Annotated in this window: 15 protein-coding genes; 10 read left to right on the top strand and 5 right to left on the bottom strand. The window is 69.2% G+C overall.

Annotated elements, in window-relative coordinates; genetic code table 11:
• Positions 1-4 precede the first annotated feature (4 nt).
• From ACIBO2_RS44820 to ACIBO2_RS44800, 5 genes are read right to left on the bottom strand one after another with little or no spacing between them, the layout of a single operon-like run.
• On the bottom strand, positions 5-1,885 hold the full coding sequence (locus ACIBO2_RS44820; protein WP_397304213.1) for a glycoside hydrolase family 2 protein: 1,881 nt from the start codon (positions 1,883-1,885) through the stop codon (positions 5-7).
• On the bottom strand, positions 1,882-3,552 hold the full coding sequence (locus ACIBO2_RS44815; RefSeq protein WP_397304212.1) for an alpha-L-arabinofuranosidase C-terminal domain-containing protein: 1,671 nt from the start codon (positions 3,550-3,552) through the stop codon (positions 1,882-1,884). Before ACIBO2_RS44815 ends, ACIBO2_RS44820 begins: the two co-directional genes overlap by 4 nt.
• Positions 3,553-3,574: 22 nt before the next feature.
• Complete coding sequence (locus tag ACIBO2_RS44810) at positions 3,575-4,441, bottom strand: carbohydrate ABC transporter permease (RefSeq protein WP_358532597.1); 867 nt, start codon at positions 4,439-4,441, stop codon at positions 3,575-3,577.
• A complete protein-coding gene (locus tag ACIBO2_RS44805; protein WP_397304211.1) occupies positions 4,438-5,373 on the bottom strand; it encodes a carbohydrate ABC transporter permease in 936 nt (311 codons plus the stop codon). Before ACIBO2_RS44805 ends, ACIBO2_RS44810 begins: the two co-directional genes overlap by 4 nt.
• A gap of 22 nt (positions 5,374-5,395) precedes the next feature.
• Positions 5,396-6,904, bottom strand: coding sequence for an ABC transporter substrate-binding protein (locus ACIBO2_RS44800; RefSeq protein ID WP_397304210.1), 1,509 nt, complete (start codon positions 6,902-6,904; stop codon positions 5,396-5,398).
• A gap of 315 nt (positions 6,905-7,219) precedes the next feature.
• Here ACIBO2_RS44800 and ACIBO2_RS44795 point away from each other — a divergent pair, with 315 nt between their 5' ends.
• The 10 genes from ACIBO2_RS44795 (at position 7,220) to ACIBO2_RS44750 (ending at position 19,182) form a co-directional block, all read left to right on the top strand.
• Positions 7,220-8,215: a LacI family DNA-binding transcriptional regulator gene (locus ACIBO2_RS44795; RefSeq protein ID WP_397304209.1), complete on the top strand. Its 996-nt coding sequence runs from the start codon at positions 7,220-7,222 to the stop codon at positions 8,213-8,215.
• 99 nt (positions 8,216-8,314) lie between these two features.
• On the top strand, positions 8,315-9,490 hold the full coding sequence (locus ACIBO2_RS44790; protein WP_358532587.1) for a hypothetical protein: 1,176 nt from the start codon (positions 8,315-8,317) through the stop codon (positions 9,488-9,490).
• Between the two features lie 134 nt (positions 9,491-9,624).
• The gene (locus ACIBO2_RS44785) at positions 9,625-10,938 is read left to right on the top strand and encodes a family 43 glycosylhydrolase (RefSeq protein ID WP_397304208.1); all 1,314 of its coding nucleotides are present in this window, start codon (positions 9,625-9,627) and stop codon (positions 10,936-10,938) included.
• Between the two features lie 82 nt (positions 10,939-11,020).
• Positions 11,021-11,974 carry an alpha/beta hydrolase gene (locus tag ACIBO2_RS44780; RefSeq protein ID WP_358532581.1) on the top strand — a complete coding sequence of 318 codons (954 nt, stop codon included), beginning with the start codon at positions 11,021-11,023 and terminating at the stop codon, positions 11,972-11,974.
• 166 nt (positions 11,975-12,140) lie between these two features.
• Positions 12,141-12,431 carry a hypothetical protein gene (locus ACIBO2_RS44775; protein WP_358532578.1) on the top strand — a complete coding sequence of 97 codons (291 nt, stop codon included), beginning with the start codon at positions 12,141-12,143 and terminating at the stop codon, positions 12,429-12,431.
• Between the two features lie 154 nt (positions 12,432-12,585).
• On the top strand, positions 12,586-13,119 hold the full coding sequence (locus ACIBO2_RS44770; protein WP_358532575.1) for a pyridoxamine 5'-phosphate oxidase family protein: 534 nt from the start codon (positions 12,586-12,588) through the stop codon (positions 13,117-13,119).
• The gene (locus tag ACIBO2_RS44765) at positions 13,116-15,644 is read left to right on the top strand and encodes an excinuclease ABC subunit UvrA (protein WP_397304207.1); all 2,529 of its coding nucleotides are present in this window, start codon (positions 13,116-13,118) and stop codon (positions 15,642-15,644) included. The genes ACIBO2_RS44770 and ACIBO2_RS44765 overlap by 4 nt, the downstream gene beginning before the upstream one ends.
• 134 nt (positions 15,645-15,778) lie before the next feature.
• Complete coding sequence (locus ACIBO2_RS44760) at positions 15,779-17,182, top strand: M1 family metallopeptidase (protein ID WP_397304206.1); 1,404 nt, start codon at positions 15,779-15,781, stop codon at positions 17,180-17,182.
• Positions 17,183-17,730: 548 nt separating this feature from the next.
• Positions 17,731-18,390 carry a DUF998 domain-containing protein gene (locus ACIBO2_RS44755; protein ID WP_358532566.1) on the top strand — a complete coding sequence of 220 codons (660 nt, stop codon included), beginning with the start codon at positions 17,731-17,733 and terminating at the stop codon, positions 18,388-18,390.
• 120 nt (positions 18,391-18,510) lie between these two features.
• Positions 18,511-19,182, top strand: a complete 672-nt coding sequence (locus tag ACIBO2_RS44750; protein WP_358532564.1) for a DNA alkylation repair protein — start codon at positions 18,511-18,513, stop codon at positions 19,180-19,182.
• Positions 19,183-19,310 lie beyond the last annotated feature (128 nt).

Raw genomic sequence — 19,310 nt, 5'->3', positions numbered from 1 at the left:
GCCGTCAGCGGTCCCTGGCCGCGCGGCGGGCGGCGTCGATGGCCTCGGCGGGCACCGATCGGGCCGGGCGGGTGAGGATGCGGCGGATGGCCGTTGCGGGCACCTTGGGCTCGCGGTCCTCGGTCAGCAGCCCGTTCGACTCCTGCTCGGTGTCCGTCAGTTGGGTCCAGCACAGACCGGCCAGCTCCGGGTTGTCCAGCACCGCGTCCACGATCTGCCGGAAGCCCTCGGCCAACTCCTCGGTGGAGCCGACGGTGCCGTACCCGTGCCAGGCCTCGTCCCGGGCCGGGCGGAGGCTGGTCCCGCCGATCTCGGACAGCACCACCGGCTGGCCGCGCCGGACCGGGTCGCCGAGCAGGGCGACGCGCCGCGCGGGCGGGCGGTCGCCGAGGATGCGCGCGAGCGCCTCGGGACCGTCATAGCGCTCGCGGATCGACTCGCCGGTCGGCGCGTAGTCGTGCAGTCCCCAGATGTCGCTCTCCGTGTGCTCCCATCCGTCGTTGGAGATCACCGGCCGGGTGCCGTCGAGTGCCTTGGTGAGGTGGTAGAGCGCGGCGGTGGCGTGCCGTTGCTCGGGTACGTCCGCCCCGTGCCAGACACCCCAGCTCTCGTTGAACGGCACCCACGTCACCACGCACGGATGGCTGCGGTCGCGGGCCACGACCTCCAGCCATTCGCGGGTCAGCCGCTCGACCGTGCGGGGCGCGTACTCGTACGCGCTGGGCAGCTCGCTCCACACCAGCAGGCCGAGCCGGTCGCACCAGGCCAGGAAGCGCGGGTCCTCGACCTTCTGGTGGATCCTGACACCGTTGAACCCCAGCTCCTTGGCCAGCTCGACCTCCCGGCGCAGCGCGGCGGCGTCCGGCGCGGCCAGGTGCGAGCGGGGCCAGTAGTTCTGGGCCAGGACCAGGCGCAGGAAGCGGGGCTGGCCGTTGAGGAGGAAGCGGCCGTCCCGGACGCCGGTGCTGCGCAGGCCGACGTACGAGGTGGCCGCGTCGATCGGCGCGCCGTCGCCCCCGATCACCTCGATCCTGGCGGCCAGGAGCGTCGGCTGCTCCGGCGTCCACAGCAGGCGGCCCTGCTCCATCTGGTGCCGGGCCGCCGGGACGGCGATCGTCCACCGGCCGTCCCGCCGGTCGGTGCGGCACGTCTGCTCCGCCAGGACCTCCTCGCCCAGGCTGAGGACGACGCGGACGTCCACGGCGGGATCCGGCCGGCGGGACAGCTCCACCTCGACGGTGACGGACGCGCCAGGGACGTCGGGAGTCCAGTGCAGGCCGCGGACGTGCAGGTCGGGCACGACCTCCGCCCAGACCGGCTGCCAGATGCCGGTGGTGCGGTGGTACCAGATGTCGTGGGGCTCCCCGCGCCAGTCCTGCTTGCCGCGCGGCTGGGTCGCGTCGTCGCACTCGTCCTGCGCGCGGACCACCACGACCTGCTCCTCACCGGGAACGACGGCCTCGGTGACGTCGAAGGTGAAGGGCGTGTGGCCGCCCTCGTGCTCACCGGCGTACTCGCCGTTGAACCACACCCGCGCCCGGTAGTCCACCGCGCCGAAGTGCAGCAGGAGCCGCTCGCCCGGCCCCGGCTCGCGCTCCAGGCGCAGCGCGCGGCGATACCACACGATCGGGTGGGGCTCGGGCTCGTTTACGCCGGACAGTTCGCTCTCGGGCGGGTACGGCACGACGATCGCGCGCGTGAAGGCCCTGGCGTCGCGGTGCCAGCCCTCGGCCAGGCCGCGGTCGCGATCGTCGGCCGCGTAGCCCCACTCGCCGCACAGGTCCTGCCAGTGCGGGCGGACCAGGAGGGGACGGGGGTAGTCGGGATCGGGGGTAACGAAAGCTTCTTGAGAGTGGGTTACGGAAGCTCCCCGAGAGTGGGTCACGAAAGCTCCTCCAGCAGGGTCAGCACGGTCACCGAGTGCGGCGCGATCTCCCACGCCCCGCCGCTCGCCTCGACCTCGCCCAGGTCCCGCACGGCGATCGTGTCCTGTGCGGCGAGCGTGTTGACCGCGCCGAGGCCGGGGACGTCACCGCCGACGGTGCGCACCCGCGCGCGGGCCGGGGTGGCGCCGGAGCTGCCGTCGAGGACGACCCGCACCCGGATGCTCTCGTCGCGGTGGCGGTTGACGACGGCCACCCGTACCGAGCCGTCGTCGGCGCGGGTGGCCGACACGTCGATGTACGGGACGGTCATGGGCGCGGTGAGCAGCCGGCCGTCAGGGCCCCGGTTGTCGCCGAGCCGGACCGCCGCAGTCCTGGCCGGGCCGTCCACCTCGGACGGCAGTACGGTCCTGCCGGTGTGGTGCCGGTAGAGGTGCCAAAGGTGGTAGATCGCCGAGCGCAGGGCGCCATCGGGGCGGGCGACCACCAGGCCGTTGGCGTTGACCAGGTTGACCGGGTTGGCCATGGACACGGGCGCGGGCAGGCCGGCGGAGCGATGGACGGCGTGGAACACTCCGGCGCAGAAGACCAGGTCGGCGACCGTGCGAGGGCTCCACCGGTTCACCCGCACCCGGCGCTTCGGGCCGCCCGTTTCGGGAAGCTCGGGCCCGCCGCCGCCCGTCTCGGGCAGCTCGCGCTCGGCGACGCCGCCGTCCTCGCCGGGCAGTGGTTGCGGCCAGTCCTCGGGTTCGAGGTGGCGCATGGTCCACTCGTCGAGCGCGAGCGCGGGCGGGCGCTCCAGACCCACTTCAGCGGCGAGCTCGGTGACGAGCTGGGAGTAGGCATGGATCTCGCGCTCGAAGTACAGCGCCTGGGCCACGACGGCGTCGTAGTCGTCGCCGGTCCACAGATGGGTGCTGGCGCCGTACAGGTGCAGGGACAGATAGTCCAGCAGCTTGCCCGCCCGGGCCAGCAGCGGGCGCGTCCACTGCTCCTGCTGCCAGGGGATGCCGACACCGATCAGGCGGATCTCGGGGTCGACCAGGCGCATGAACCGGGCGTGCTCAAGGGCGGCGGCGGCGTACTCCTCGGCCGTGCGGTGGCCCATCTGCCACGGGCCGTAGACCTCGTTGCCCACGCCCCAATAGCGCACCTTCCACGGCTCGGCCCGCCCGTTCTCGGCGCGACGGCCGGTGAGCGTGGTCGCGCGGGCGGAGTTGGTGTACTCGACCCAGCGCACCGCCTCGTCCACGTTCCGGCAGGAGTGCACCAGGTACGGCTCCGCGCCCGCCGCCTCGCACCAGGCCAGGAACTCGTCGGTGCCGAAGCGGTTGGACTCCTGCCCACCCCAGGCCAGCTCCAGCCGGCTCGGCCGCGTCCCGCGCGGGCCGATGCCGTCCTCCCAGTGGTAGGCCGAGGTGAAGTTGCCGCCTGGCCAGCGGATCGGTCCCGGGCCCAGCTCGCGTACCAGGTCGAGCACGTCAGTACGGACGCCGTTGAGCAGGCCCGGCTCGGCGACGGACAGGGGTGAGCCCTCGTCGAACACGCCGCCCTCGATGTTCCCGAAGAACGCCGATTCCAGGAAATGTCCGTAGACGTCGTCGTCGATCCGGCCCGCCGGGCGGCGGGTGTCGATCGTCACGAGTGCCTCGCGGCCGTGGACAGACATATGGCTCAGAACTCCATTCCGGTCACTGCTTCACCGCTCCCGCGATGCTGTCGACGAACTTGCGCTGGAGGACGACGAACACGGCGATCACCGGGATCAGCGAGATCACGGCGGCCGCGGCCATCCCCGACCAGTCCGTTTCCCGTTCGCCCGCGAAGACCGTCATGCCCACGGCCAGCGTTCGCAGGTCGGGGTCGCTGAGCGTGAACACCAGCGGAAGCAGGTAGACGTTCCAGGCGAACAGGTACGTGAGGATGACCACCGTGGCGGTGATCGGCCAGGCCAGCGGGAGCATCACGCGGAAGAAGACGGTGAACTGTCCCGCGCCGTCCAGGCGGGCGCACTCCTCCAGTTCGTTCGGCAGCTTCCTGAAGAACCCGGCGTACAGGAGGGTCGAGGCGATCTGCCCGCCCGCGCCCAGGCCGAGTATCACGCCGGCGTGGGTGTTGAGCAGCCCGAGCTGGTCGGTGAGCTGGGTGATCGGGATGATCGTGTAGCCCTCGGGCAGGAAGAAGGTGACCAGGAACAGGCCGATGACGACCTTCTTGCCGGCGAAGTCGTAGCGGCCCAGTACGTAGCCCGCCAGGGCGCTGCGCACGACGACGAGCACCACCGTGCCGATGGTGACGACGAGGGTGTTGACGAAGTACTTGGCGAAGCCGACCTCGGTCCAGGCGCGGGCGTAGTTCTCCCAGACCGGCTCCTCGGGCAGGAGGCCGAGCCCCGAGCCGAAGATCTCGGGCGAGGTCTTGAGCGACGCCGAGACCAGCCAGATGAACGGGTAGACCCACAGGGCGCCGAGCACGAGCAGCAGTACGGCGGTCACCACCTGCCCGGCACTCAGCCGGAGAGGCGGGCGGAGGGCCGACCGCCCCGTGAGCGCGGTCATGCCGAGCCCATCCGGTTCCTGGCCCAGCGCATGCCCACTGCCTGGGCGATCGCGAGGACCATGGTGAGCAGCCCGAACAGCACCGCCGCGGCCGAGGCGTACCCGAGCTGGGGGACGGTGGCCTGGAAGGCCGTGCGGAAGATGAAGATCTCGATCACCTCGGAAGAGAAGGACGGGCCCCCGCCGGTGAGGGTCTGCATCAGGTCGAAGACGTTGAGCGCCGCCACGGTGTCGATCAACGTGATGATCACCAGGAACGGCACCAGCAGCGGCAGCGTGACGCGCCGGAACTCCGCCCAGGGGCCGGCGCCGTCGATCATCGCGGCCTCGTGGACGCCCGGCGGGATCGTCTGTAGCGCGGCCAGCCAGTAGATGAGCGTGATGCCCAGCCACTTCCACACCCAGACGGCGATCCCGGCGTAGAGCGAGGTGCCGACGTCGGCGGCGAAGTTCGCCGGTGAGTCGATCAGGCCCGCCCAGACCAGCGACACGCTCACCGGGCCACTGGCGTCCAGCAGCAGCGTGAACACGATGCCGACGATCGCGCCGGTGGTGACGACAGGCAGGAAGAACAGCGTGCGGAAGAAACCCTTGAACGGCGTCTTCCTCCGATTGAGCACGATCGCCAGCGCGAGCGCCAGCCCGACCCGCAGCGGCACGGCGATCACGAGGAACACGATCGAGTTCCAGAACGCGTTCCAGAACAGGTCGTCCTCGATCAGCCGCGCGAAGTTCTCGACGCCGATGAACGTCCCGGCGTCGGCGAAGCCCGGCCAGTCGAGGAAGCCGAACCACCACGACGCCAGCAGGGGATAGATGGTGTACGCGCCGTACCCGACGAGGGTCGGCAGCAGGAAGAGGTAGATCCACCAGTCCTTGCGCAGGCGCCTCAGCCGTCCGGGCCGGGGGCGCGCGGAGTGGGTTGTCGTCATGGTGCTCCTGTCCGGCCGCCCCTCAGCGGCCGGCGTAGTCCTGCTGCTCGTAGTCCTTCTTGCGGTCCCAGTTGGCGAAGACCCAGGCGTCGAGGCCGACCTGGACCCCCTTCTCCTCCTTGACCGCCTTGATGGCGCGCTCGCGCTCGGCGCTGAGCTGGTCCTTGTAGCGCCGGAGCTGGCCGCCCACGTCGGAGCTGGAGCCGGTCAGCACCGACTGGACGATGTCGCCGAGGTCGGGATGGATGTCGCGCATCTCGGCCAGCACCTGCCACACGCCCGGCGTGCCGACCTCGGGCACCGGTCCGATGCGCACGTCCTCCTGGAAGTTGGCCACGCACTGCCGGTAGGCGGGGTGCACCTCCGCCTCCTTCACCACCTCGGCCAGCGCGGGCGGCTGGTCCATGGCGGCGGCCAGCTTGAGCTGGAACTCCTTGGTGGTCATTCGCAGCAGTACCTCGGCCGCGGACTTGGCCTTCTTCGACTGGCTCGACACCCAGAACGTGCCGGGCATCGGAGGGCTGTAGACGAAGTTCCTGGTGGTCTCGGGGCAGGGGATGTGCCACACGCCGACCCCGCGCTCGACCGCCTCGGGCTCGTCCACGCGCAGGCCGCCGACGAACCACGCGCCCCACGGGTAGATGGCCGCCTGCCCGGCGGCCCAGCGGGCGCGGGCGTCACGGGGCCCCATCGACGCGGACGCCGGGTGGACGACCTTGTCCTTCTGCAGCGAGACGAGGAATTCGACGGCGTCGATGTACGGCTGGGAGTCGTGGACGTACGCGCCCGTCGCCCAGTCGATGGCGCCGGGGGCGCCCGCCGTCATGGCGAGCCGGTGCACCAGGGTCGCCAGGTACGCGGGGTCCTTGAGCGGGATCACCATCCCGTACGCGCCCGAGGCGTTCCCCTTGGTCACGCGGCGGGCGATGGCGCGCAGGTCGTCCCAGGTGGCCGGCTCGTCCTCGGGGTCCACCTTGGCTTCCTTGAGCAGCGCCGTGTTGAACCACGGCACCGCCTCGTGATTGCGGCCGGAGAACGGGGCGAAGGAGTAGATCTCACCGTTGAAGCGGTGGATGCCGTCGTAGAGCTGACCGGCGATGGGGCTGCCGGTGAAGTCGGCCAGCTTGCCGACCGGCTGGAACCAGCCCTCGCTGACCAGGGCGGCAGGGGAGACGGAGCCCAGCCCCGCCAGCGAGTGCACGTCCGGCATCTGGTTGCTGCGCCGGGCCACCTGCAGCGCCTGGCCCAGGTTGGGCGCGTCCATCTGGCGCCGTTCGATCGTGACGCCCTTGTGCCCCTGCTCGTAGGGGGTGAAGAGGTCGCTCTCCAGCATCTTGGTCAGCGGCCTGAACTGGTCCCACCACTGCAGCGCGTCACTCGCGGCCTGGCTCCGGCGGCTCATCTGCCCGCCGCCGGTGCACGCGGTCAGCGCCGCGGCCAGGACGGCGGCGCTCGCGCCACCGAGGAACTGGCGGCGGCTGACGCCTGCCACGCCGGGCGGGATTCCGGGGATTCGGCGATGCGACCCCATGGCGACTCCTCTTGGTCGTCGGCTTGGTCACGATCCCGCCCAGCCCTGAAGGTTCAGGACTCCCCGCGAAGCGGATCCATGTTTGCGCAAACCTATGGCTGACCTCTATCAACGTCAAGGTCATGATGGTTAGGTTCTTAAAAGACCAGTTCAGAGGCCATGACCTCCTCTGTCGTATGTTTGCGGAAACACGCATCGCGATCCAGCGAGCGGCAACAGAGGACGTCGATGTACGCTGTACGCCGCTGCTACGAGGAAGGGAGAGCGCCCCGCGTGGCTCGACTACCAGGAACGGGATCGTCCGGTGGCCCCTCGATGGCGGACGTCGCCAAGCTCGCCGGTGTCTCAGGCCAGACCGTGTCGCGGGTCGCGAACGGCAACGACCGGGTGACCGCCGCCACGCGGCTCAAGGTCGAGACGGCCATGAGACAGCTCGGCTACCGCACCAACATCGCCGCGCGGGCGCTGGCCACCGGCCGGTTCGGCACGATCGGCGTCGTCATGTTCAACCTCAGCGCCGTGCTCAACGTCCGCATCGTCGAGGCCGTGGTGAGCGGCGCCCAGGCCCGCGGCTACTCGGTGAGCGTCGCGATGGTCGACGGCCCGACCGAGAAGGACATCCGCGCCGCCGTCCGCGGCCTCACCGACCGCGCGGTGGACGGCGTGATCGTGATCGAGGCCCGGGTGCTCGACACCCCGCACCTGCAGCTTCCCGACGAGGTGCCGGTGGTGATCGCCGACAGCAGGGCGGCGCACCGGCACCCCACGTTCGGGATGGACGAGGCCGCGGGCACCCGCGCCGCCGTGGATCACCTGCTCGGGCTCGGCCACGCCACCGTCCACCACGTGGCCGGGCCGGCCGGCTCGATCCCGGCGCAGCGGCGCCGGGCCGCGTGGCAGCGGCTGCTGAAGCGGGCCGGCCGCGCCGTCCCGCCGCCCGTCGTCGGCGACTGGTCCCCGCAGTCGGGGTACGACGCCGCCCGCCGCCTGCTGGCCGACGACACCGTGACCGCTGTCTTCGCCGCCAATGATCAGATGGCCGTGGGCGTCCTGCGGGCGGCCGACGAACTGGGGCGCAGAGTGCCGGACGATCTGAGCGTCGTCGGCTTCGACGACCTCGACTTCACGCCGTTCCTCTCTCCGCCGCTGACGACCGTACGCCAGGACCTCGCCGCCGTCGGCCGCCGCTGCCTCGAACAGCTGATCGCGCAGATCGAGGCCCCGCAGGGGGCCGAGGCGTCTGCCTCCGCCAGCCGTTTCGTGCTGCCGGAGCTGGTGGTGCGGGCCTCCACGGCGCCACCGCGCCGCTGACCTCAATACCGCCGTCCGTTGACAGGCGAAATGGGTTAGCGCAAACATGAATGCGGCCAGCCGATATACGCATCGGCCCCCTCCGAGAAAGCAGGTCCCATGCTGCGCCGACTGTCGACCATCGCCATGACAGCGGTTCTCGCCCTCTCGACTCTCACCCAGGCCGCCATCGCGGAAGGAGCCCAATCCGTGGCCCACGACAAGCCGCGCGCCCGCGCGTACGGCGCTCTGGGAGCCAACTTCAACGAGAACCTCGACACCCTCGACTTCCGGGAACTGCGCGAGGCCAACGCGCAGTGGGTCCGCGGGTTCTTCCCGATGCCCCAAACCGACCAGGGCGACCCCGCCAAGCACGTCTCGATCAGCACCATCACCAAGGCGGCCGCGCGCGGCTACGACACCGTGCTCAGCCTGAAGTTCCCCTACAACTCGGCGTCCTTCCCCGCGCCGGGCAGCGCCAAGATGGCCGCGGAGCTGGCCCGGCTGGACAAGGTGCTGCCCGCGGTGATGGGCAAGGTGGACATCCTCGCGATCGGCAACGAGCCCTTCATCGAGAGCCTGCCCGCCGAACGTGACCAGCGGCTCAACACCTTCTACGAGACCGTCGCCCGCCACGTGATCGACTACCGGCGCGAGAAGTGCGGCGCGGACTGCGGCACCTCGCTCTACATGGGCGCGCTGAACCGCCTCGACCTGGCCGACCGCCGCACCCCGGCGGCCGAGCGCTGGATGACCTTCGTACGCGAGACGCCGGAGATCGCGGGCGTGGACATCCACCCGCACGTCCCCTCGCAGGCGGCCGCGAAGCCGTTCCTGGACTACATCCTGCCGAAGATGCGTCCGGACCAGACGTTCCTGGTCACCGAGTTCTCCATCGTCTGGTACTGGCAACAGCACCTGAAGGACCCGATCCCGGCCACGTTCGCCAAGAAGTACGACTTCCCCGCCGACACCCTGGTCTGGCAGGTCATCAAGGCCGCCATCGACAAGCCGTTCACTGAGCGGAAGTGGGACGACTTCCTGAACAGTAGCCCGTGGTTCACCAGCCAGGCGAACTTCCTGCGCGACCAGATGAAGCTGTACCGGGGCACCGGGCGGCTGGCCGTCGCCACGTACGGCTTCAAGCAGGACGACCCGATGGTCACGAACTTCGGCCCTGACAAGACCCCGTGGCTGCTCAACAGCGTGTACGCCTCCAAGATCGTGCGGCCCCGCGGCGAGCTTTCTGGGCGCGGCTACTGGCTCGAAAGCTTCCGCAAGCTCCAGCAGCCCTGACCAGGCCAGCCCTGACCAGCCCGCACCGGTCGTCGCGAACCTGCGGCTGCCGGTGCGGTGTCACGGACGTTTTCCTGCCGTGACCTACCTGCGTGCACCGAACGGATCGCGCGCTGACGTGGAGGACGTGACTGATGACTGATTCCAACAACGGGTTCAACGTCGACCGACGGTCCCTGCTGGCGGGAGCCGCCGGCCTGCTGGGAACGGCGGCACTGCCCGCGACCGCCGCGAAGGCGAGCACCTCGATGAAGCGATACCCAGCGAACTGGCCCGACCTCGAACCTTACGGCCTCGCCGACACCCGGCTCGACCTGTGGCCGCGCGAGGACAACTCCCTCATCCTCCCGCTGGAGCTCCGCCCCCGTGACAAGGAGCTCGGCCGGGTCTGGATGCGGGACACCTACGTCAACTGTTTCGTGGTGAAGGGTCGTCCGATCTACGTCGCCACCGGCACCACCCGGGCGCCCGGGGTCGAGGGCGCCGCCCCGTGGAACGACGGCATCTTCATGTGGGTGTCCCCGTCCCTGCGCGGGCCGTGGAAGCTGGCCGACACCACCGGCATCCGCCCCGGCGCCGAGAAGGGCAAGGTCTGGTCGCCCGAGTTCGTCGACGAGAACCGGCCAGGCCGCATGGTGGTCGCTCCGTGGCAGGAGTACTGGAACGACGACCAGTTCGGCAAGCGCGGCGATGTCTGGGCGCCGGAGGTGCACTACTTCCGCGGTAAGTGGTACATCGTCGCCTGCATGGGCGACCACGCGCACAAGGTCGGCTCGTTCATGCTCGTGAGCGAGGGTGGTCCCGAAGGCCCGTACCGGCTGGTCCAGGGCAACCACGACAAGCCCTTCGGCGACCCCGTCAGCGGCGGGCCCGGCTTCATCCTGCCCGGCGCCTACCACCACATCGACGGCAGCCTCTACTCCGAGGGCGACGACGCCTGGCTGGTGCTGCACAACCACGTGTACGCGAAGTTCCGCGACGACATGGAGGACATCGTCCCGACCACCAACCTCCCGCAGTTCCAGCAGACGCCCTACACACCCGAGCCGTATCTCGAAGGCGCGTACGTCTTCAAGTACGGCGGCAAGTACTTCCTGCTCCAGGCCGCCTGGAACCGGACCTCGACCAACGCCGACGGCAGCACCCGATACGCCTACGACCCACCCGGCACCGGTCGCGCGCAGTACCACTACGACGCGGTCGTCGCCGTCTCGGACACCTTCGAGGGACCGTACTCGAAGCGGTGGACCGTGGGTGTCGGCGCCGGCCACAACAACTTCTTCGTGGATCACACCGGCAAGCTGTGGGCGACGTTCTTCCGCAACCCCAGATTCGGCTACTGGGCCGACCCGTCACGCGTCGGCGACACGGCGGTGCCCGGGATCGTGCGGGTGGAATGGACGGGACCGAAGGGCAACCGCCTGTACGTCCAGCGCCGGAACCACTGACCCTGTCCCCCGAGCGAGCTACCGGCGAATGTCCTCCGTGTGGTGACGATTCCGCACCCGTCGACTCCATAACGTAACGGGCGTGGCACGACACCTCGGCCACCTTCCCGATTCCGCACTGGAGGACATCATGCCCCGCAAGCTCAAGGCAGCCGTTGTAGCCGCACTGTGCGTCACCGTGATCGGGGCGGGGGTCACCGGCTGCGACGAGGACTCGATGGACAACTGGGACCCACTCGCCCCCGCGACCCACAAAGCCGACGCCGATCGGATCTCCGGAACCAAGAAGATCACTGTTGACGGCCGGTCGGTGAACGTGTCCTGTTCGGGCGACCCGGCGAAGGGCAAGCCCGTCATCGTGCTGATGCACGGAGGAGGTGACGGGCTGGACAAGATGGCCGCCCTCCAGAAGACGCTGAGCGAGAAGAACCAGGTCTGTAGCTACGACCGGCTCGGCGCGGGCGCCAGCGACCAGCCGGACGGCCCGCAGGACTTCGCGAGCACCGGGAAGATCCTCACCGGCGTGCTCGACCGGGTCGCCGGTGATGGCCCGGTCGTCCTGGCGGGGCACTCGCTGGGCGGACTGATCGCCGCCAGATACGCCCCCGACCATCAGGACAGGGTCAAAGGGCTGGTCCTGATGGACGCCACGCCACCCACGATGGTGCACGACATCTCGAAGGTGATCCCCGAGTCCGCCAAGGGCCCGGCAGCCGAGGTACGCGCGCAGAACCTCGCGATATTCCAGGGACAGAACCCGGAGAAGCTCGTCATCACCGATGGAAAGGCGCGCTCCGCCGGAAACATCCCGGTGGAGGTGATCCAGCACGGCAAGCAGTACCTCGCGGCCCTCCCCACATACGGGCCGCGCCTGGAGCAGGCGTGGTCCGCGGGCCAGCGCAAGTGGCTCGCGCTGTCCAGCGCCGGCAAGCTGAGCACGGCCACCGGCAGCGGCCACTACATCTACCTCGACCAGCCTGACGTCGCCGTCCAGGCCATCCAGCGCGTCACCTCGGCCGCGGAAGACAGCGCCTGAGCCCAGATCCACCGCATTCCCGCAACGGTGCCGCGGAACCAGGCCGCTACTCGTCGATCCAGCCGAGCTCAACTGCCCACCCGTGCGTCATGGCTTCGGCCGCGGGCAGAGTGAGAAACGAAACGGCATACACAACAACGAGGAGCCCGATCGGAACGGCCCAAGCGTGAAGATGGGTTTCCGCTGGACCGGCCCCATCCTGTCCAGCATTGGCACGGCGCTCCCGCCGGAGTCGCGTCTGCGGGAGCCGACGGTCGGCGCCGCCGGCCACGTCGCCTTCGGCCACGGGGTGCACCACTGCCTCGAGGCACCGCTGGCGCGGATGGAGATGCGCATCGCCTTCCCGGCCCTGCCGCGGCGCTTCCCCGGCCTCGCCCCGGCCGAGCCGGACGAGCAGGCCGACTTCCGAACCTTCAGCGCCGTATACGGCTTGAACGCGCTGCCGGTGACCTGGTGAGTGGACGGCCGCTCGCCCAACAGCTCTACGCCTGATGTCCGCACAAGCGATGAAAAACATGACACAAGATGTCGGGTTTTGGGACGAGCATGGGTCCGCCGGTCGGCGCTGATGGAGGACGTCGGCCGGGCCCTACGGATGGACAAGAACCGCGATGCGCGAAACCCAAGAAGATCTCAAAGAGCTGCAGGCCCTGCTGGATGCTTCTCTCTCCCTTTCCACCTCGCATCTCCGCTCGATCATCAATGCCGAGAGGACGTTGACCGCGAAGCAGCTCACCGGCGTACTCACCGGGATGCGCACCCTGGCCCTTTCCACTGTGACGGCCAAGGGCGAGCCGCGGATCAGCGGGGTGGACGGGCACTTCCTGCACGGTAAGTGGCACTTCGGCACGGCGCGCGAGGCCGCCAAGGCCCGTCATCTGGCTGCCCGCCCCGCCGTCAGCGCCGCGCACATGCGCGGTGAAGACCTGGGCGTGTTCACGCACGGCACGGTGGAGATCCTCAACCCTCCAGGCGGCGAGCCGGCCGCGGACTGGCCGGACCTGCTCGCCTACTTCAAGGACTTCTATGGTGACGACTTCTTCGACTGGGACAACGAAGTGGTCTACTACCGGCTGCGTCCGCACTGGATGAGTGTCTTCGCCCCCGACATCGCCAAGGTCATTGCGAGGGTGAACGAAAGTTGACGGCATTCGTACGGGACGTCGGGGCTATGGGACGCGAGGCCATCGACGTGGTGGGGGCTCGTACCAACAATCTGCGGGACGTGTCGGTGAGCATCCCCAAAGGGCGGCTCGTCGCGTTCACGGGAGTGAGCGGCAGTGGCAAGACCTCGTTGGCCATCGACACACTGCACAATGAGGCCCAGCTTCGGTATCTGGAAGGGCTTTCGCCGTTCGTACGGCAGTACATCACCCAGCGCAATCGACCGAAGGTCGACCGCATCCTGGGGCTCGGCGCGACGATCGCGGTCGATCAGCGTCGCCTGAACCGCAACCCCCGCTCCACGGTCGCGACGATCACCGGCATCGACGGGCACCTGGGGCTGTTGTACTCGCGCCTTCCCGGGATCGGCGCGGACCCGGCGGCGGAGAGTGGGGACGGGCATCTGACGACCGCTCACTTCGACCGCAACACGCCGGAAGGGAGCTGCGCGGACTGCCATGGGGTGGGCGGGCGCTGGCAGGCGCAGGAGGACCTGGTCATCACCCACCCGGAGTTGCCGCTGTTCGAGGGGGCCTCGCCCTGGTACGCGAAGTGGCGGTCGGGAGAGCACGCGTTCGTACCGGCGCTTGCCGACAAGCGGGGCGTGGACCTCGGCCGGCCGTGGCAGTCGCTGCCTGAGGAGTTCCGTCACTGCGTGCTGTACGGCACGGGTGACGAGAAGATCGAGGCGACCGTGGACATGACGAACAAGAATGAGACGGCCCAGGTGACCTACACCTTGAGCGAGCCGCTGCGGGGGGCGCTCGCTGAGGTGGAGCGGGTGTTCATGAACGCCCAGACCTCCAGCGCCAAGCAGCGCTACCTGCCGTACATGCGTAAGCGGCCCTGTGGCACCTGCGGGGGCAGCGGGTACGACCAGGTGGCCCTGTTCGTGCGGCTCGGCGGTCTGACCTATCCCGACCTGCTCGAGGTGGAAGTACGGGAGGTTCGCAGGTGGGTGAGGCGCGTGGCGGACGACCTGGGCTCCCGGCAGCGCGAGGTGGGTGAGCCGCTGCTGCAGGACCTGGACCGCAGGCTCGGCATCCTCGACCGGCTCGGCCTGGCCCATCTCCAACTGGCCCGGAGCGCGGCGACGCTGTCCGGGGGTGAGTTGCAGCGGACCCGGCTCGCCGCGCAGCTCAGCACTGAGCTGAGCGGCATCATCTTCGTCCTGGACGAGCCCGGGGCCGGGCTGCATCCGGCGGACAAGGCACACCTGCTCGACATCGCCCTGGAAGTGCGCGCGGCCGGCAACACGGTGCTCCTCGTCGAGCACGACCCTGAGCTGATCGCCCGGGCCGACTGGGTGATCGATATGGGGCCGGGCGCGGGCCGTCTCGGCGGTGAGGTTCTGGTGTCGGGGCCGCCCGCCGACGCGGCCGCCCACCCGAAGTCGCTGACCGGGCGCTATCTGGCCGGTGAAGGGCCGCGGCTGCGCCGGACCCGCCGCCCGGCCGGGGACGACACCGGCTGGATGGAGCTGCACGGCCTGCGTGCGCACAACGTGACCGCGGACCTGGTGCGTTTCCCCGTCGGCCGGCTCACCTGCCTGACCGGGGTGAGCGGCAGCGGCAAGAGCAGCCTGCTAGGCGTGCTCGGGACGAGCGTGGCGGCCGCCCTCAACGGGGCGGCGACCGACACGGTGCGGGAGGTGACCGGCATCGAGGCATTCGGCTGGGTCGCCGTCGTCGATCAGGAACCGCTCGGGCGGACGCCGCGGTCCAACCCGGCTACGTACAGCAAAGCATTTGACATCGTCCGCAAGCTGTTCGCCGAAACCGACATGGCGCGCGGGCGCGGGGTCAGTGCCTCCTGGTTCAGCTTCAATACGGCGGGTGGCGGCCGCTGCGAGACCTGCACCGGTTATGGCCGCAAGCTGGTTGACATGCACTTTCTGCCGGATGTGTGGGTCGTCTGCGACGCGTGCGAGGGGCGGCGCTACCAGCCGGAGGCCTTGGAAATCAGGTATCAGGGGCTGGCCATCGACCAGGTACTAGAGCTGACCGTCGCCGAGGCCGTGGCGCGGTTCTCCGAGCCCCGGCAGCTCACGGAGACCCTGGAATCCTTGAACCAGGTCGGACTCGGCTATCTCCAACTCGGCCAGAGCGCCACCGAGTTGTCCGGCGGCGAGGCACAGCGGCTGAAACTGGCGTCCGCGATCCAGCGCGGTGCCGCGAGCCGCAAAGCCGGGCTCGTCGTTCTCGACGAGCCCGTCTCGGGCCTGCACCCGTCTGACATCCAGCGTGTGGTGGATGCGCTCGATGTGTTGCTCGACTCGGGCAACACCGTCGTCGTGGCCGAACATGACATCCCCGTCGCCGCGTCGGCGGACTGGGTGATCGACCTGGGGCCGGGAGCCGGTCCGGACGGGGGCGCGGTGGTCGCGGAGGGCACCCCGGACGCCGTCGCGACGGCGGACACCCCGACCGCCGGCTTCTTCCGCCGGTACGCGGCGGGCCTGCCGCTCCTGGAGGTGGGAGAAGTCGTTTCGGTGCCTTGTTCGTGAGCGTGGCGTCGTGGGCGAGGGTTCTGAGGCCGTGGTAGTGGTGGTCGTCGACGCGGGTGCCGAATTTTGGGTCCGGACAAGTTCCGGTTTTTCCTTCATTCTCGGGCTGATGACCTACCCCACGGAGGCTTGCGATGGTGCCTGCCCAGATCGCTCGCTGGACCGCCGCTCTCAGCATGGCGGCGGCCATGACCTTCGCAGTCGCCCCTTCCGCTGCCGCGGCCGCGCCGCCCGACTTCCGGCCGGGTGCGCCCGGTCTCGGTGACCCCTACTTCCCCCTGGAGGGAAACGGCGGGTACGACGCCCAGCACTACTCCCTCAACCTTGGCTACGACCCTGCCACCAAGGTGCTCAGGGGGACGGTGCACATGCTGGCTCGCGCCACCCAGGACCTGTCCAGCTTCGATCTGGACTTCCAGCAGCTCACGGTGAGGTCGGTCACGGTCAACGGCCGCCAGGCCGCCTACGTACGCGACGGCCAGGAGCTGATCGTCACGCCCAGGTCGGGCCTGCGGCGTCAGAGCGTGTTCGACGTAGGCGTCACCTACGACGGCATCCCGCAGCCGCTCGGCGGCCCGATCGTGTTCGGCCTGCCGTACGGGTGGATCGCCACGGAGGACGGCGTGCTCGTCGCCTGCGAGCCGAACGCGGCCAGCACCTGGTTCCCCTCCAATGACCACCCGAGCGACAAGGCGACCTACTCCATCTCGGTGACCGTCCCGAAGGGGCTCACCGCCGCGGCCAACGGCGTGCTGGCGGCCCAGGTCACTCACGGTGACACGACCACCTTCCTGTGGAACGAACTGCGTCCGATGGCGTCGTACCTGGTCACGACCACGATCGGCCGGTTCGACGTGCAGAAGGGCAGGACGCCGGACGGCCTGCGCGAATGGGTCGCCACCGATCCGACCGTGCCTGGTACCGAGGTCGTCTTCCAGCAGACCGCCGACATCACCGACTACTGGAGCGAGTTGTTCGGGCGCTACCCGTTCGAGGAGACGGGCGCGATCGTGGACAACGTCCCCATCGTCGGCTTCTCACTGGAGAATCAGACCAAGCCGCTGTACTCTGCCGTCCGCAGCGAGACCACGGTCGCGCACGAGCTGTCCCATCAGTGGTTCGGCGACAGCGTTTCGGTGCGGACATGGCAGCACATCTGGCTCAACGAGGGCTTCGCCACCTTCGCCCAGCACTACTGGACCGAGCACACCGGCGGCGAGACCGTCCAGGCGTGGTTCGACCGGCAGTACACCACCAGGCCGGAGTCGTTCTGGCTGTCGAAGGTGGCCGACCCGCAGCGCGACACCATGTTCGACACCGCCGTCTACAACCGTGGCGGCATGACGCTCCAGGCGCTGCGTGCGAAGATCGGCGACGAACCCTTCTTCCGGCTGCTGCGGACGTGGGCGGCCGATCACCGCTACGGCCTGGCCGACACTGATGAGTTCATCACGCTCGCGGAGAAGATCTCCGGCCGGGACCTGACCGACTTCTTCAACGTCTGGCTGTACACCCCGAGCAAGCCCGTGACGTGGTGACGACGTTCTGCTGAGCCTCCGAACAGTCCTTGCCCTCCGCGATCTCGCTCAGTACCTGCGCTGCGAACGACGCCTGGAACACAACTCACTGCACCGCTTTCGGCATCTCGGCCAGCCGGATCGGGTCTGTCCAGTGATCGGCTCTGTCTCTCTTTCCGGCGGTAACGGAGAGTAAAGCCGCATGCCTGCCCACCGTACGGGCGGAACGCTCCCGCCGAGGGCCCATCTCGACATTAATAAGACTTGACTTATATAAGTATCGAGTGAAATTGTTGGCCTCGTTCACGCACTCGACGTGCTCGGCGGCGCGGTCGGCACCCCGGCGCCTGCACGCGCTGGGCGCCGAATTCGCGAACGCCGCCACCCGCTTGACGAGACGCCGCCCGCGGAGGAACGACCAGGCTCGAACGACGAGGGGGAAGAAGGGGAATGATCGACATCGTCAACCAGATCAACGCCACCCATCGGGAGATCGGCAACAACGCCGGCGGGGACGGCGACAGATGACCCGCCGCGCGGTGAATCGTCCCGTTCTCAGCGAAGTACCGATGACCGACGACCTCACTGGCGGGGCGACGCGGACGCTGCTGGGTTGCGGCATCGTCGCCGGCCCGCTCTACATCGTCGTGGTGCTGCTACAGATGCTCACCAGGGACGGCTTCGACATCAGCCGGTACCCGGCCAGCATGCTGAGCAACGGTGACCAGGGATGGATTCAGATCGCCAACTTCGCGGTCAGCGGCCTGCTGTTCGTGGCGGGAGGGATCGGCCTGCACCGGGCGCGTGGTCCGGCGGGCTGGGGAGGTACCTGGGGGCCGCGGCTGGTCGGGGTCTTCGGCGCCGGGATGGTCGCCGCCGCCTTCTTCTCCGCCGACCCCGCCGATGGCTTCCCGCCTGGGACGCCCCTCGGCCCGCCCACGAGCATGAGCACGCACGGGATGGTGCACTTCCTCGTCTCCGGGGTCGCCTTTGTCGCGCTGATCGCCGCGTGTTTCGCTTTCGGCCGACGGTTCGCGGCGGCCGGCCGCCGCGGCTGGGCCGCCTTCAGTACGGTGACCGGCACGCTCTTCCTGGCAGCCTGGATCTCGATCTTCGCGTCGCAGGGCTCACGGGCGGCCAATGTCGCCTTCGCCCTCGCCATCGCGGTCGTCCTGGCATGGACATCGCTCCTGGCGGCGCGACGGCTGACTACCGGCCGCTCGGAGTGAAGGGGTCAGGGCGCGAAGATGCGGGATCCCGTGTCGGTGGCTGCCGCCGAACCAGCAGGTACGGTACGAAGCGGCCTCCCGTCTAGGCTGAATCTCGCACGTGAGGGACAGGAGGCTGAGGTGGCCGAGACGACGCTGGGCCAGGTGATGGCCGAGCTGGCCGGGTTGGAGGACCCGAAGGCACGCGAGGTGAACGAGAGGCACGGTGACGATCACGGTGTGAACCTCGGCAAGCTGCGCGCGCTCGCCAAGCGGCTGAAGACGCAGCAGGAACTCGCGTGCCGGCTCTGGGAGACGGATGACACCGCGGCGAAACTGCTGGCGATCCTGATCTGCCGCCCGAAAGCATTCGAGCGTGACGAATTGGACGGCATGCTGCGCAAGGCGCGCACCCCCAAGGTGCACGACTGGCTCGTGAACTACGTGGTGAAGAAGAACCCGCACGCCGAAGAGCTGCGCCTGGCCTGGTTCGCCGATCCGGACCCGGTGGCCGCGAGCGCCGGCTGGGCGTTGACCGCCGAACGCGTGACGAAGCAGCCCGAGGGGCTCGACCTCGCGGGACTGCTCGATGTCATCGAGGCGGAGATGAAAGACGCCCCGGATCGCCTGCAGTGGGCGATGAACACCTGCCTGGCGCAGATCGGGATCGAGCACGCCGAGCACCGCGCGCGTGCGATCGACATCGGTGCGCGCCTGGAAGTGCTCAAGGACTACCCCACTTCCCCAGGCTGTACGTCTCCGTTCGCGCCCATCTGGATCAATGAGATGGTGGGCCGGCAACGCGACAAGTAGGGAGGGACGATGCGACGATCAGCCGTACTCCCGTGCGAGTCGACGACGCCATTCCCGGCAGCGAGAGCCACGAGAAGCTGCAGGTGCTGTCCGTCATCGGAACACAGACGCTCCGCTGACACCCAGAG

Source organism: Nonomuraea sp. NPDC050022 (assembly GCF_044460705.1).
GTDB lineage: Bacteria > Actinomycetota > Actinomycetes > Streptosporangiales > Streptosporangiaceae > Nonomuraea.
Note: the sequence above shows the minus strand (reverse complement) of the source record. Positions and strands in the feature narration are given on the sequence as shown.